The sequence below is a fragment of the Alicyclobacillus kakegawensis NBRC 103104 genome, from assembly GCF_001552655.1.
In the GTDB taxonomy this organism is placed as follows: domain Bacteria; phylum Bacillota; class Bacilli; order Alicyclobacillales; family Alicyclobacillaceae; genus Alicyclobacillus_G; species Alicyclobacillus_G kakegawensis.
The window spans coordinates 190,105-204,018 of the sequence record NZ_BCRP01000002.1 but is presented as its reverse complement, the minus strand read 5'-3'; the positions used below and the strand labels follow the sequence as shown (position 1 = coordinate 204,018).

General features: G+C 63.1%; 13 protein-coding genes. 2 read left to right on the top strand and 11 right to left on the bottom strand.

Going from position 1 to position 13,914, the window contains the following annotated elements:
• Positions 1 to 112: 112 nt before the first annotated feature.
• The 7 genes from dnaK to AK2_RS17050 form a co-directional block, all read right to left on the bottom strand.
• A complete protein-coding gene (gene dnaK, locus AK2_RS02475) occupies positions 113 to 1,951 on the bottom strand; it encodes a molecular chaperone DnaK (RefSeq protein ID WP_067931033.1) in 1,839 nt (612 codons plus the stop codon).
• A gap of 121 nt (positions 1,952 to 2,072) precedes the next feature.
• Entirely contained in the window at positions 2,073 to 2,729 is a 657-nt protein-coding gene (gene grpE, locus AK2_RS02470) for a nucleotide exchange factor GrpE (RefSeq protein WP_067931030.1), read from the bottom strand.
• A 27-nt stretch (positions 2,730 to 2,756) separates the two neighbouring features.
• Entirely contained in the window at positions 2,757 to 3,788 is a 1,032-nt protein-coding gene (hrcA, locus tag AK2_RS02465) for a heat-inducible transcriptional repressor HrcA (RefSeq protein ID WP_067931189.1), read from the bottom strand.
• Positions 3,789 to 3,937: 149 nt separating this feature from the next.
• Positions 3,938 to 5,134, bottom strand: a complete 1,197-nt coding sequence (hemW, locus tag AK2_RS02460) for a radical SAM family heme chaperone HemW (protein WP_067931028.1) — start codon at positions 5,132 to 5,134, stop codon at positions 3,938 to 3,940.
• Between the two features lie 7 nt (positions 5,135 to 5,141).
• Positions 5,142 to 6,956: a translation elongation factor 4 gene (lepA, locus tag AK2_RS02455; protein WP_245632730.1), complete on the bottom strand. Its 1,815-nt coding sequence runs from the start codon at positions 6,954 to 6,956 to the stop codon at positions 5,142 to 5,144.
• An 87-nt stretch (positions 6,957 to 7,043) separates the two neighbouring features.
• Positions 7,044 to 7,754: a cation efflux transmembrane domain-containing protein gene (locus AK2_RS02450; protein WP_067931022.1), complete on the bottom strand. Its 711-nt coding sequence runs from the start codon at positions 7,752 to 7,754 to the stop codon at positions 7,044 to 7,046.
• Positions 7,747 to 8,322, bottom strand: a complete 576-nt coding sequence (locus AK2_RS17050; protein WP_067931019.1) for a hypothetical protein — start codon at positions 8,320 to 8,322, stop codon at positions 7,747 to 7,749. The genes AK2_RS02450 and AK2_RS17050 overlap by 8 nt, the downstream gene beginning before the upstream one ends.
• Before the next feature lie 264 nt (positions 8,323 to 8,586).
• On the opposite strand from AK2_RS17050, the gene AK2_RS02440 reads away from it, so the two are divergent.
• Positions 8,587 to 9,471: a lytic transglycosylase domain-containing protein gene (locus tag AK2_RS02440; RefSeq protein ID WP_067931016.1), complete on the top strand. Its 885-nt coding sequence runs from the start codon at positions 8,587 to 8,589 to the stop codon at positions 9,469 to 9,471.
• Between the two features lie 56 nt (positions 9,472 to 9,527).
• Here the strand turns inward: AK2_RS02440 and gpr are convergent, their stop codons facing one another.
• Positions 9,528 to 10,580 (bottom strand): GPR endopeptidase, encoded by a 1,053-nt coding sequence (gene gpr, locus AK2_RS02435; RefSeq protein ID WP_245632729.1) that lies wholly within the window; start codon positions 10,578 to 10,580, stop codon positions 9,528 to 9,530.
• Between the two features lie 83 nt (positions 10,581 to 10,663).
• On the opposite strand from gpr, the gene rpsT reads away from it, so the two are divergent.
• The gene (gene rpsT, locus AK2_RS02430; protein ID WP_067931013.1) at positions 10,664 to 10,945 is read left to right on the top strand and encodes a 30S ribosomal protein S20; all 282 of its coding nucleotides are present in this window, start codon (positions 10,664 to 10,666) and stop codon (positions 10,943 to 10,945) included.
• A gap of 123 nt (positions 10,946 to 11,068) precedes the next feature.
• On the opposite strand, the gene AK2_RS02425 is transcribed toward rpsT, so the two are convergent.
• The 3 genes from AK2_RS02425 to AK2_RS02415 form a co-directional block, all read right to left on the bottom strand.
• Positions 11,069 to 11,404 carry an alpha/beta-type small acid-soluble spore protein gene (locus tag AK2_RS02425; RefSeq protein ID WP_067931010.1) on the bottom strand — a complete coding sequence of 112 codons (336 nt, stop codon included), beginning with the start codon at positions 11,402 to 11,404 and terminating at the stop codon, positions 11,069 to 11,071.
• Between the two features lie 65 nt (positions 11,405 to 11,469).
• Positions 11,470 to 12,498: a DNA polymerase III subunit delta gene (gene holA, locus AK2_RS02420; protein ID WP_067931008.1), complete on the bottom strand. Its 1,029-nt coding sequence runs from the start codon at positions 12,496 to 12,498 to the stop codon at positions 11,470 to 11,472.
• Between the two features lie 156 nt (positions 12,499 to 12,654).
• Positions 12,655 to 13,839: an NAD(P)/FAD-dependent oxidoreductase gene (locus tag AK2_RS02415; RefSeq protein WP_067931005.1), complete on the bottom strand. Its 1,185-nt coding sequence runs from the start codon at positions 13,837 to 13,839 to the stop codon at positions 12,655 to 12,657.
• Between the last annotated feature and the right edge of the window lie 75 nt (positions 13,840 to 13,914).

Sequence of the window (13,914 nt, the reverse complement as noted above, 5' to 3'; positions counted from 1 at the left end):
TATCCTCCGCTTCCCCAGTCTCTCCCGACAGTCGAAAAGGGCAAACGGCCGCCAGTCGCTGCCATGCCCTTTTCGAAGGCTCTCGGTGTTTGCACGCGCCAAGCCCGATTGGTCACTTGTCTTCATCCACAACTTTGTAATCAGCGTCCACCACGTTATCCGACGACCCACTGTTGGCGCTGGTCGACGCGCCGCTGGCTCCGGATGCGCTTGTCTGGGCTGCCTGCTCGTAGAGCTTGGTGGAGAGCCTGTGCAACACCTGGGTCAACTCGTCGGAAGCTTTCCGGATGGCCTCCACATCGCTTCCGTTCAGCGCGTCGCGCAGCTTCTGCTGCTTCTCCTCCGCCTCTTTGCGCAAATCGGCGTCCACCTTGTCCCCAAGGTCCTTCAGACTCTTCTCGGTTTGATACAGCAGCTGGTCAGCCTGGTTGCGCATTTCCACCTGCTCGCGCCGCTTCTGGTCCTCCTCGGCGTGCAACTCCGCCTCCTTGACCATGCGTTCGATCTCATCCTTGCTCAAGCCGCTGGACGAGGTGATGGTGATCCGCTGGCTCTTGCCCGTTCCCAAGTCCTTAGCGGAGACATTGACAATCCCGTTGGCGTCAATGTCGAACGTGACTTCAATCTGCGGCACACCCCGCGGAGCCGGCGGAATGTCGCTGAGGGTGAAGCGGCCAAGCGTCTTGTTGTCGCGCGCCAGCTCACGCTCGCCCTGAAGGACGTGGATTTCCACCGACGTCTGGTTATCCGCGGCGGTCGAGAAGATCTGGCTCTTCGAGGTCGGGATTGTGGTGTTGCGCTCAATCAGCTTCGTGAACACCCCGCCCAACGTCTCGATGCCCAAGGACAACGGCGTCACGTCGAGCAGGACCACGTCTTTGACCTCGCCCGTCAACACGGCCGCCTGAATCGCCGCGCCGATGGCGACCACTTCGTCCGGATTGACGCCTTTGGACGGCTCTTTGCCAATCAACCGCTTGATGGCCTCCTGGACCGCCGGAATGCGCGTAGATCCACCCACCAGCACGACCTTGTCAATCTGCGCCGCGGTCAAGCCGGCATCCTCCAGCGCCTGGCGCGTCGGTCCCAGCGTCTTCTCCACCAAATCGGCGGTCAACTCCTCGAACTTGGCGCGCGTGAGATTGACCTCCAAGTGCTTGGGGCCGCTGGCGTCGGCCGAAATGAACGGCAGCGAGATGGTCGTCGTCAGCGTCGACGACAGCTCCTTCTTCGCCTTCTCGGCGGCGTCCTTCAGGCGCTGCATCGCCATCCGGTCCTGGCGCAGGTCAATGCCGGTGTCGCGTTTGAACGTGTCGGCCAGGTAATCCATAATGCGCTGGTCAAAATCGTCGCCGCCCAGGTGGTTGTTGCCGCTGGTCGCCTTGACTTCGAACACGCCTTCGCCCAGCTCCAGAATCGACACGTCGAACGTGCCGCCGCCCAGGTCGTACACCAGGATGGTTTGGTCGTCTTCCTTATCCAGTCCGTAGGCGAGCGCCGCGGCGGTTGGCTCGTTGACGATGCGCAGCACCTCCAGGCCGGCAATCTTGCCGGCGTCCTTGGTCGCCTGCCGCTGACTGTCGCTGAAGTAGGCTGGCACCGTGATGACCGCCTGCGTCACCGGCTCACCCAGGTACGCTTCGGCGTCGGCTTTCAATTTCTGCAGAATCATCGCCGAGATTTCCTGCGGCGTGTACGATTTGTCGTCCACCCGCACCTTGTAGTCGCTGCCCATATGGCGCTTGATAGAAATAATAGTTCGGTCTGGGTTGGTGATAGCCTGACGCTTCGCGACATCGCCCACCAACCGCTCGCCGTCTTTCGAGAACGCCACCACCGACGGAGTGGTCCGATTTCCCTCCGCGTTCGGGATGACGACCGTCTCGCCGCCCTCCATCACCGCGACACACGAGTTCGTGGTGCCCAAATCGATTCCAATGACTTTTGCCATGTCACGCGTCCTCCTCTGTCCTCGACAACTTGACGGCCCCGCGCGGGCCTCTCCGTACGGCACACAGCACAAAAACACCCCTGGGGCAGACGCCTGCGCCCAGGTTCAACAAGCCTACAGTTTACACGGTCACCTTGACCATCGCGGGCCGCAAGACGCGACCGTGCAGCAAGTACCCCTTTTGCAGTTCTTCCGCGACGATGCCTACCTCGCGGTCACCCGCCGGCTCCTGCATGACAGCTTCGTGGATCTTCGGATCAAACGCTTGGCCAACTGTCTCCATCGCCTCGACACCGTGCTTGGCGAGCAGGGCCAAGAGCTGCCTGTATACCATCTCGACGCCCTCCCGCACCTCGGCCTGGCCAGTCATCGCGCCGAGCGCCCGGTCGAAGTTGTCCGCCACCGGCAGGAGATCGGCCAGCAACTGGCGGGTCGCAAAGTTCCGCAGGTCCTCCATCTCCTGGCGCGTGCGCCGGCGATAGTTTTCAAAATCAGCGCGCGCTCGCAGGAGTTGATCACGCAGATCCTGCACTTGCTCGCGCAGTTCTTGCACCTCTTGGCAAACGGCCGCCGGCTGGTCAGCATCCGCCCCAACCTCCGGCTCGGCCTGATCCCCGGCCCCATCCGCCGCGGCGTCCGCGTCCTGTGCAGCGGCTTCGTCCACCTGCGCCCCGACTGCAGCGTCGGTGCCCTCGTCGTGCCCAAGGTCAGCCTGCGACGTTTCCGGCGTCGTCTCCTGGGTCCCCTGTTCCTCGTTCTGTGCTTCGTTGGCTGTCATGTCCATCCCCCTCGAGCATCGCCCGTGTCAGCCCAATCGGCGCTGCAAAGTGTCTGTCAAAGCCCCGGCGGCGTAATCAAGGATCTGCATCACACGCGCGTAGTTCATGCGGGTGGGACCGAGCACGCCAATACGGCCGACCGGTTGTCCACCGACGGAATACGTGGCTGCAATCACGGTGCAATCCTGCAGCGCCGGGACGGCGTTTTCTTCGCCGATGCGCACCGAAATGCCGCCTTCTTCGTCCGGCAGCACACTGTACAGCGCGTCTACCTGTTCCAACAGAGCCAGCAACGGCCGCGCCTTCTCGACATCGTGAAACTCAGGTTGCGCCAAGACGTTGATGGCCCCGCCGACAAACACAGGCTCCTTTTTCTCCTCGGCGACCCGCAGCAATTCATCGAGGACACCCAGAGCGCCTTCGTAATGCTCCAGGACACCGGCCATATCCGTGGCGATTTCCTGGTACAGGGTCGATTTCATATAGGCCAGCGGGCTTCCGGCCAACTTGCTGTTCAGCAGATTGACCAACCGCTCCAATTCCTGCGCCGACATGTCGTCGGGCAGACGGATGGGCCTGTCGTGCACCGTCCCTGCGTTGGTCACCACAATGGCGACCGCGCTCCCCGGCGACAGAGAGATAATCTGCACCTGGCGGATTCGTTCCGAGTTCCGCCTCGGGCCTGATACAATCGATGTGTATGAAGTCAACTGCGAGACCACTACCGCTGTCTGCTGTATCATCCGCTCGACCGCGTCGATGCGCTGCTGGAACACCTCGCGCAGACGCTGGACGGTTTGGGCGTCGATCTCGGTCTGCATCATCAAATGGTCCACGTAAAACCGATACCCGCGTTGGGACGGAACTCGCCCAGCAGACGTGTGGGGCTGCGCAAGATACCCCATTTCTTCCAAATCAGCCATCTCATTGCGGATGGTCGCCGCACTATAACGGATCCGTTCATGCTTGGACAAGGTTCGAGACCCTACGGGTTCGGCAGAGAACACATAATCTTCGACAACGGCGCCCAGGATGAGCTTCTGTCTGTCAGTCAGCACCGCCATCGCCTCCTCCCGAGGATTCACTGCAACCCGACGAGCATCCCACATTAGCACTCACATCGATCGAGTGCTAAATCGTATCTTGACAATAGCAAAATGCCTCGACGATTGTCAATTCCCGCGGGACCACAGGCGGCCTGCGCAGCTCAGGCGGATGCGGCGCCGGTCAGCGCGCCGACGAAAGGAGCGAACGCCAGGTTGGCCACCGGCCAGGCTTGGCGGGTCAGGCGCAGGCTCGCTCCGTGCCACTCCACCAATTCAAGATCGATGAGCCGTTTGACCACCGGGCCAAACGCGTCGCGGATGCCGCACCCGTGCTGGCTCCGGAAGCGCGCGTCGGCCACGCCTTCCGCCAGACGCAGTCCGAGCATCATCGTATCCTCCGCCGCCTCCTGCGCGGATACCACTTGCGACTCCTGAATCGGCCGGCGTCCCTCGGCCAGCATCTGGCTGTATGCAGCCAGGGATTTTACGTTCTCGTAGCGGACGCCACCGACATAGCCGTGCGCTCCCACACCGGCTGCCAGGTAGGCGTAATTGCGCCAATAGACCAGGTTGTGCCTGGCTTGACCACCCGGTTTCGCAAAGTTGCTGATTTCGTAGTGGACGTACCCTTGCGCGGTCAGGTATTCACGCACCCTTTCATACATCTGAGCCTCCAAGTCTTCCCCGGGCAGATTGAGCAGTCCTTGGTCGAGCCAATCGGCGAACGGGGTCCCCGCCTCCACCTTGAGCCAATAGGCGGACAGGTGTTCGACGCCGAGATCGGCCATGGTCCGCAGCGAAGCCTCCACGTCTGCCATCGATTGATCCGGCAGGCCCAACATCAAATCCACATTGATGCGCGAAAAACCGGCCCGCTGCGCCTGATCGATGCTGCGCAACACGGTGTCCGCGTCGTGCAGACGGCCGATGGCGAGCAGCAGCCTGTCGTTCAGGGTCTGGGCGCCGAAGCTGATGCGGTTGACCCCGTGCCCGGCCAATACCCGCAGCTTCTCCAGGTCCACCGTGCCCGGGTTGGCCTCCACGGTGATTTCCGCATGGTCAGAGATGGGCAGGGCGCGGCGCAAACTGGTCAACAGCTCGTCCCATTGCCGGCTGTCGAGCAACGTCGGCGTGCCGCCTCCGAAAAACACGGTCTCCAGCGGCGTGCGCACCTCCGCGGCCAACAACGCCAACTCTTTGGACAGGGCTTCCAGATACGCCTGTCGCGCCGTCGCCGGCGCCACGTAGGTGGTGAAGTCGCAGTAGAAGCAGCGGCTCGCACAAAACGGGATGTGAACGTACAGCGACGCCGCCGGCGGCTGCCGATGGGGTCCAACCCCAGCCCGGGTGTCGGTCACCCTTTCATCACTCCATCTTCAGGACGGCCATGAAGGCTTCTTGCGGAACCTCCACGCGGCCCACTTGCTTCATCCGCTTCTTGCCTTCCTTTTGTTTTTCCAACAGCTTGCGCTTGCGTGTAATGTCGCCGCCGTAACACTTGGCCAAGACGTTCTTGCGCATGGCGCGTATCGTCTCGCGAGCGACCACCCGGTTTCCGATGGCCGCCTGAATCGGCACCTCGAACATCTGCCGCGGAATCAGTTCCCTCAGTTTCTCGCACAGCGCCCGCCCGCGCGCGTACGCCTTGTCACGGTGCACGATGAAGGAGAGGGCGTCGACAACCTCCCCGTTGAGCAGAATGTCCATCTTCACCAGATTCGATGGTCTGTAACCAATGAGCTCATAATCAAAGGAGGCGTACCCGCGCGTGGACGATTTGAGCCGGTCGAAGAAGTCGTAGACAATCTCAGCCAAGGGCAGCTCGTAGACCAGCGTGACCCGGGTGGAATCCAGGTACTGCATGTCCTGGAACTCGCCCCGCTTCTCCTGGCACAGCTCCATGACCGGGCCCACGAAGTCGTTCGGGACAATCACCGAAGCCTTCACGTACGGTTCCTCTACCCGGTCGATGCGGTCGGCCGGCGGCATGGCGCTTGGATTGTCAATCTCCCTGCGGCTGCCGTCAGTCTGATACACATGGTAAACCACGCTGGGGGCGGTCGTGATGAGCGTCAAGCCATACTCGCGCTCCAACCTCTCCTGCACCACTTCCATGTGCAACAGCCCCAGAAAGCCACAGCGGAAACCAAACCCGAGGGCGCTTGAGGTCTCCGGCTCAAAGCTGAGTGCCGCGTCGTTGAGACCGAGTTTCTCCAAGGCTTCCCGCAGGTCCTGAAAGTCGTTGCTGTCCACCGGGTACAACCCGCAAAACACCATCGGGTTGATGCGCCGGTACCCGGGCAGGGGCACCGCCGCCGGGCGCTCGGCCGACGTCACCGTGTCCCCGACGCGCGTCAGGCGCACGTCCTTGATGGCGCCAGCCAAATACCCGACCTCGCCCGGGCCGAGCTGGTCCGCTTGCGTCAGGGCCGGTCGAAACACGCCCACCTCGGTCAGCTCCACCTCCGCACCGGTGGCCATCATGCGCACCCGCATGCCTGGCCTGAGCACCCCGTTGACGACGCGCACATAGACAATCACTCCCCGGTACGGATCGTAATGGGAATCGAAGATGAGCGCCTCCAGCGGAGCGTCCGCATCCCCCGTCGGCGGCGGCACCTTGGCGACAATTTGCTCGAGCACGTCGGCCACGCCAACCCCGGTCTTGGCGGAGGTCAAGACCGCTTCGCTGGCATCCAGACCGATGACGTCTTCGATTTCCCGTTTGACCCGCTCCGGGTCCGCGCTCGGCAAATCGATCTTGTTGATGACCGGCAAGATCTCCAGGTTGTTCTCCAGCGCCAAGTAGACGTTGGCCAGTGTCTGAGCCTCAATGCCCTGCGCCGCGTCGACGACCAGGAGCGCCCCTTCGCAAGCGGCCAGGCTGCGCGAGACTTCGTACGTAAAGTCGACGTGGCCAGGGGTGTCAATCAGATTCAGGATGTACTCCTTTCCATCCCGCGCTGTATAGATAAGCCGCACCGGCTGCAGCTTGATGGTAATGCCTCGTTCCCGCTCAAGGTCCATCTGGTCAAGCAGCTGGTCCTGCATCTCTCGCTCGCTGACGGTGTGTGTCAGTTCCAGGATGCGATCCGCCAGTGTGGACTTCCCGTGGTCGATATGGGCGATGATTGAGAAGTTGCGGATGCGCTCTTGCACATGGGACTGGTTGTCGGGCACGGACCGTGCACCCTCCTCCATCTCCGCCTGGGGCGTCCAGCCAGGGTGCACACCCCTGCCGGACGCCCGCACAAAGTACGAAGGAGATTATACCACACCATGACCATGCCCGTGGCCGTGTCGGCGCCACAGTCCGGCCTCCAGCGACTCCCAGGCCTCGTGAAGGATGAGGACACAAATCGCCGCGGACGCCAACGGATCCACCCACCACCAGCCGCCGACGCGCTGCAGCGCCTGCCCGCCCAAAAGCAGCCAGGCCATGAACGCGCAGGTTAAGGTGCAGGCCGCGTCCGCGCGCAGGGCCGCGCTGTCCAACTGGCGCCCGAGCCGGCGTTTCGCCCCGGCCAACCAGGGCGTGAGGAGGCTTGACACTGCCGCAACCGCCAGCCCCAGCGCACTCGGCGAAGAGCGTGAACGCAGGGCGGTCACGGCTCCGGCGCCCCACGCAATCCACAGGGCCAGCACCAGGAGACAGGCCCCCACCACCACGGCGGTCGCCCGCTCCACGGGGAGGACGCCGACGGCACGCGCATCTTTTGGACGGCGCCATTCCCACACCAGCCGCGCCAGCAGGCACAGCCCGGAGAGAAGCTCAATCGCGCTGTCGATGCCAAAGGCGGACAAGGCCATCCCACCGTGGCGCCGCGCCGCCCACAGGCTCAGCACCGATTCGGCCCCAATCCAGATGAGGCTCGCGGTCTCCCAGGCAATCGCCTGGGAGAGCCAACGCGCCCGCTTGACGCGGTCGGGCCCGGTCAGTTCCCAATCAGTCCAAGGTCCGGCGTGGTCGTCAGCCATGCGACCGCCCGGCCGCCGTGTCCGACAGTGCCCCCGCATCCCCATTGCCGCCCGCTGTGCCGGCCGGCTGCTCGAAGAACAGCGCGCGCAAGACGCTGCCCAACAGGTGCCCGAACCCCTGCTGAACTTTATCCCCCAACACGACCCCTCCTTGATCAATCGCCTCGCCAACAGGACTGTAAAATTCTCCTCCCTGGCTCGATGAAACCGAGCCAGCGCCTGCGTCGGTCCCGGCCTCGGACGCCGAGCCGCCGGCAGACGCGCCCCCGAGAGTGGATGCCCCCTGGCCGTCGGCCGATTCCGTCGCGGAAACAGCGCCGTCGCTCCCGCCTGTGACCGCGTTGCTGACCGTTGCTGCTGCGTTGGCATACGCCCCAGGCTGGGTGCTGGCGGGCGCCGATGCCGACGCGGACGGCCCCCGGCCCGCCGAGAACTGGGAGAGAGAGTTGATGCCGGCCGCCAAGGCGGTGAGCACGGCCGATCCCGCTCCAACCAACAGGCAGACAAACACGACTGCGGCCAACAGGCGTTTGCCCGTCCGCCACAGGGACTCCAGTTCGTCGTTCATCTTCATCCCCCGCTTCACGCCCACCCGCGGGGACAGTGCGCCGGCTTGTCCCAGCCGATGAACATCGCTTCTTGCCACCATGTATACGCGCCAGCCATAAGTTTATGATTCTAGCGAGGCCATGCCGAATGATGATAGGTAAGGCTGGCAGGGTTCGCCGCGAAGGATGTCGAATGAAGGATGTCGAATCAGGAATGTCGAATAAATCAGGGCTTTGCCCGCAGCGGTTCCGCTGCCGGCTGAAACCACGAGAGGGGGGTTCGTGTGAACGGCGTCAATTCTGTGCAGGCCAGCACGGCGTCGCAACCGCTCGTCAGCGCCGGCACCGGTGGAAACACAGAAGCGTTTGCCGCCCTCTTGGCGCAATCGCTCAGCGCGTTGCCAAGCCTGCCACCAGAGGAAGACAGCCTCGACCAAGCCTCGCCGACGTCCGGATCGAGCGCCTTGTCCACCGCGGTGCAGATGCTCTTGCTGGCGATGCTGGAAAGTGCGCAGACCTCGCCCTTGGATGAAGGCATCGGGCAGGATGGGGAAGTCTCGCCCGCCAGCCCATTGAACCCAGACCTGGCGGGTCCAGCCAATGACTCCACATGGGCGACGTGGTTGACCGCGTTGATGGGCGCCGCAGTTCCGTCCAACCCGGACCACAATCCAGCGGATGGCGCTTCGGCCCTGACCACGGGGGCGACGGGCGGGACGAACACCGGTTCATCGACTGGCGATGGCACTGCTGGGCCCAACCTCGGAGCCGGCCTGAATTCGATTGTGGATGCGGCCGCCGCCCGCTACCATGTGCCTGCGCCGCTTATCCGTGCCGTCATCCAGCAGGAGTCCGGCGGAAACAGCGATGCGGTGAGCCACAGCGGCGCGGCCGGGTTGATGCAATTGATGCCGGCGACGGCGCGCGCCCTCGGGGTGACCGATGTATTCGACCCGGTGCAGAACGTCATGGGCGGAACCCACTACCTGGCCGAGCTTCTCAACCGGTTTGACGGCAACGTGCGGTTGGCGCTAGCCGCGTACAACGCCGGCCCAGGTGCCGTCGAAGCGTACCAGGGTGTGCCACCCTATGCGGAGACGCAGCAGTATGTCAGCCGCGTCCTCGACCTGGCCGCTCACTATCAACAGTCAGGAACCAGCGAGGCTTGAGCCAACGGCCCACCCTGTCCGCGGGGCGGGCCTGGCGGCCTCGCACCGCCCTGGACCTATCCGTGTGTCAACACGTCCGCTTCCTCCATCGTCATCTCCGGATGCAGGGCCAGGTTTAACGCCTTGGCGACCAATTGCGAGATGTCTTCGATGAACTCGTCCACTTCTTTCGGCGTGACCATCAGGTTGTCGCCCATCGGCGCCAGCACCTCGTCCACCATCTGACGTTTTTCCAACGCTGAAAATTGATCAAAAATCTGGTTGGCCGCGTTCCCGGGAACCGACTGTCGCAACCGGTCGAGCAGCCGTTCCAAACAGTCGCCGGCGATGGTCGACGCTTGCACCACGGTCGGGACGCCGATGGCGTACACAGGCACACCAAGTGTCTCCGCCGTCAACTCACGGCGGTGGTTGCCCACACCCGACCCGGGGTGAATGCCGCTGTCGGCAATCTGAATCGTCGAATGCACACGGGACAGGGAGCGGGAAGCTAGCGCATCCAAGGCGATGACCAAGTCCGGCTGCACATGCTCAACAACCCCGCGCGCCACCTCCAGGGTTTCAATGCCGGTTACACCCAGCACCCCCGGAGCCACTGCCGCCACAGTGCGGTACCCCTCATCCAGCAATTCCGGCATCAACCGGAACAGGTGACGGGTGACAAACAGCCGCTCGACAACCAGCGGCCCGAACGCGTCGGGGGTGACGTTGGCGTTGCCGAGGCCAATCACCAGGACGCTGGCTTTGTCGTCAATTTTGAGCAAGGCGCGAAACTCGTCACGTAATACCTCGACCACCCGGTTTTGCAGATCCGGATCGCGGCGGCGCAGGCCCGGAGCTTCCAGGGTGACGTACCTGCCCTTGCGCTTGCCCAGCCGCCGCTCCCCTTGCTTGGTGCGCACGTGCACACGAGAGACGTGGATATCCTCATAAGGCTCTTCTTCCACCAGGTCCACGCCGGGGATGTTGGCATCGCCGCCGCGGGCCAGTTCGTGGGCCTCAAGAGCCAAATCGAGCCCGGGCCAGCCGTCCGGCGGTTGGACGCGAACGGCTTGCGCCCGATCCCGTTCGCGCGCAAGCAACTGCCTGTAGCGAGACAATGGCTTCACCTCACGTCCTGTTGCAGGTTGCAACGCCGATGTGATAAACTATGCTCCGTCATTTGAGCCTTTGGCCCGGGGAGGTGAAATGCGTGCCAAACATCAAGTCCGCAGAAAAACGTGTGCACATCACCGCTCGCCGGACGCTTCGGAACAAATCGCTGAAGTCGTCGTTGCGCACGACGTTGAAGAAGTTTGATGCTGCGCTGACGCAGGATGATGTGGAACAAGCCCGCCTGGTTCTGCGTGCGGCGACACGCGCCTTGGACAAGGCTGTCACGAAGGGCATCATACACCGCAACAACGCAAACCGTCGCAAGTCGCGCTTGGCTAGGCAGTTCAACGAGTACGCGAAGGCGCACGCCGCCGAATAGGCGGATTGGCCCTCGCTTGTGGGCGCAACGATTTGCATACGAAAACGGCCCGTCCATGGGTCGTTTTTTATTGCCCCGCGCCTGCAGCTTCCTGTGTTCCCGGGCCCCGGACAGCGCCGGAGCTCACAGCAACGGCCGCTCCTCCTTCTGCGCCAGTTCCTGCTCCGCTATCTCAATCAGCCGCTTGACCATGTTGCCGCCGATTTCCCCGCCCAGCTCGCCGGCTTCCCGCGTCGTCAGCTGACCGCCATCGATGCTCCGAGTCTTATCCACCGAAGCCCGTGCTCGCTGCCCGCGTGCGGGGGCGGCCGCTGGCGCCCCAGGTCCGGCAGCGGTCAGGGGCGGCGCTGGTGGTGTGGGAGGGGCGGATCTCTGAATCTCGTCGCTCACCTGCTGTTTCAACTGGTCTATGGCCTGTCTGGCTTCGGGTACCAACAGGCGGTTGCGCCGCCTGGCCATCGCAACACCCTCCTTACCGGCTCCTGTGGCGCCGTCCTGCACATCCCCGCCACTTGGCCTCAGAATTACCTTGCCCAAGCCGCCCGGCCGCTACTCGCCAGGCAAGCCATGACCACCCACTCCAGCGCCAAATCTGCGTCTGCCCGCCCCGACTTGATGTCATGCTCGGCGTCGGCGACAATGAGCAGCAATTGCTCAATCTGCGCCAAGGACACCGTCGCCGCCATGCGCGCCGCCTGTTTGACGGCAAACGGATGCGCGTGCAGGCGTGCAGCCATCGTGGTCTCCGGCATTCCCTGCTGTTGAAAGATGCGTACGAAGCCTATCAGACGCAGACGATGGGCAATCAGTGCCAGGAGGGAGAGCGCGTCCGTCCCACGCATGCGCATCTCGTTCATGATGCGCACACTCGCCTGTGCCTTGCCCTGAAGGACACCCTCGACCCAATGAAAGACGTTGTCCTCCACCGGCTCCGCGACCAATTCCGCGACCATCGCCGCGTCGATGCGGCCGCCGGCCGCGTACGCGGAGAGTTTGTCCAGTTCTTGTCGGCACAAGGTCAGCATGCGGCAGCGCCGCCACAGTTCCTTCAGCGCCGAGACCTCGATGGACAGACCGAGCTCGTCCGCCAGTTCTCGCAAGAGGCGTTGCGCGTCCGCATCCTTGGGAGGATGGCAATCCACGATCCGGTGTTTTTTGAGCAGCTTGGACGCGCGTTTGCGCTCGTCCAGCTTATCCGCCTCCACCGTGAGCACCAAGACCCGGTCGGGCACCGGATGGTCCAAGTAGGCCTCCAACGGCGTGAGGTCAACCTTGCCGTTTCCCCGCACGCTGGTCAGAGCGTAGACCTGTTCCAGGACGACAATGCTCGCTTCAGAAAACAAAGAAGGGGTCTGACAGGCGGCGATAGCGCCCGCGCACCCCTCCTCGTCAAACCGGTGGCGCTCCACAAACGGGAGTGCCCCAGACTCTCCCATCCTTTCCGCCAAAAGGCGCACAAAGCGGCGCACCAAAAACGGTTCTGTTCCAACCAGCGCATACACTGGCCGTACAGGCTCCCGCTTCAATGCGCCGACAGCTTGCAACCAATCCATTTCTCAATCCCCATTTCTGCGGCAGCTACGAGGCTGACAACCACCGGCACCGCGGGAAAGGGGAGGCGGCTACCCGGCGCGGGACCGGGTTGAAGCGGCGGTTCCGCACCGCCGCACCTTGACTCTCCCCGCGACGGAGGCGCAGCCGGCACGCCATCAAAAGTGGGCGATTTCTGGGGTCTTTTGCGCGGTCAACCGCAGCCCCCCAATCTGATACAAATACTTCAGCTTGCTGGCCTCCTTGGCCAGGCCTGCTGCCAGGCCTTTGACCGGAATCCCGAACATATTGCCGACCCCCACCTCGGGTCCCACCGAGGCGAGCGTGCCCATGTTGTGGGCATGGAAGGCGCGCAGAGGCTGACGGTGGATGGCCGAGCTGACGTTGGCCGCCAGCACGTAGCCCATTTGCGTGGCGTACTGCGCCGTTGGTGGCAACGGGCGCCCATTCTCATCCTCGACCCAGGCGCTGTCTCCGCCGATGAAGATGTGGGGATCATCCACAGACTGCAGATACTCGTTGACCTTCGCGCGTCCACGTCGATCCACGGTGAAACCCGCCTCGGTCAACAGCGGGTTGGCACGCACGCCGCCGGTCCAGATGATGGTGCGGGCCTTGACGCTTTCGCCGCCCTCCAGGTGCACCTCGTTTTCCGTGACCTCGACGATTTTGGTGTTGGTGCGCAAAATCGCGCCTTTCTCGGTCAACATGCGGGCCGCTTCGTTGCGCAGCGACTCGGAGATCATCGGGAGAATGGTGCTCATGGCCTCGATGTTCTGCAGTTCCACCAAGTTCCGGTCAATGCCGTACTTCGCGCTCAACGACGGCAGCCAGTCCAGCAGTTCACCGGCCAGCTCCACGCCAGTCAGACCAGCCCCGCCGACCACGACGCGAAGCCGTTCTGGGTTCGGATCGTCCTTGTAGGCGGCAAACTGTTGTTCGATGTGCTCCCGGATTTGAATCGCCGTGTCCAGGTCGTTGAGGACCAGGCTGTGTTCCTTGAGCCCGGGAATTCCGAAGTACTCCGATACCCAGCCGAGGGCGATGACCAGCCACTCGTACTCGTACTCCTGACCAGAACGGGTCTTCAGCACCCGTTTCTCGCGGTCAATCCCTGTGACTTCATCAATGACAATGTTGGACGTCTCGCGCCGCACGAGGTCACTCAGATTGACCGTGTAATTGGTCGGGGTGCCCCGCCCCCCGGCTGCCTCGTGCAACAGCGTGACAAGCGTGTGATAGGGCGTTTTGTTGATCAATGTGAACGGTTCAGCAATCTTGTCCAGCTGCACCGCTGCCATGGCCCCTGCGTAGCCAGCGCCCAGAACAAACGTCTTTGCCATTGTCCTCTCCCTCTCCGTAGTCTCTGTCCGGTTTGTTTGTTACCATGCGCCGCCACTTGGCCGCGCATGCCACAC

Excerpts from the sequence above, each read along its gene's own strand:
- dnaK (WP_067931033.1), bottom strand. The coding sequence starts at position 1,951 with ATGGCAAAAGTCATTGGAATCGATTTGGGCACCACGAACTCGTGTGTC.
- grpE (WP_067931030.1), bottom strand. The coding sequence starts at position 2,729 with ATGACAGCCAACGAAGCACAGAACGAGGAACAGGGGACCCAGGAGACG.
- AK2_RS02450 (WP_067931022.1), bottom strand. The coding sequence starts at position 7,754 with ATGGCTGACGACCACGCCGGACCTTGGACTGATTGGGAACTGACCGGG.
- AK2_RS17050 (WP_067931019.1), bottom strand. The coding sequence starts at position 8,322 with ATGAACGACGAACTGGAGTCCCTGTGGCGGACGGGCAAACGCCTGTTG.
- AK2_RS02425 (WP_067931010.1), bottom strand. The coding sequence starts at position 11,404 with ATGGCCAGGCGGCGCAACCGCCTGTTGGTACCCGAAGCCAGACAGGCC.
- holA (WP_067931008.1), bottom strand. The coding sequence starts at position 12,498 with ATGGATTGGTTGCAAGCTGTCGGCGCATTGAAGCGGGAGCCTGTACGG.
- AK2_RS02415 (WP_067931005.1), bottom strand. The coding sequence starts at position 13,839 with ATGGCAAAGACGTTTGTTCTGGGCGCTGGCTACGCAGGGGCCATGGCA.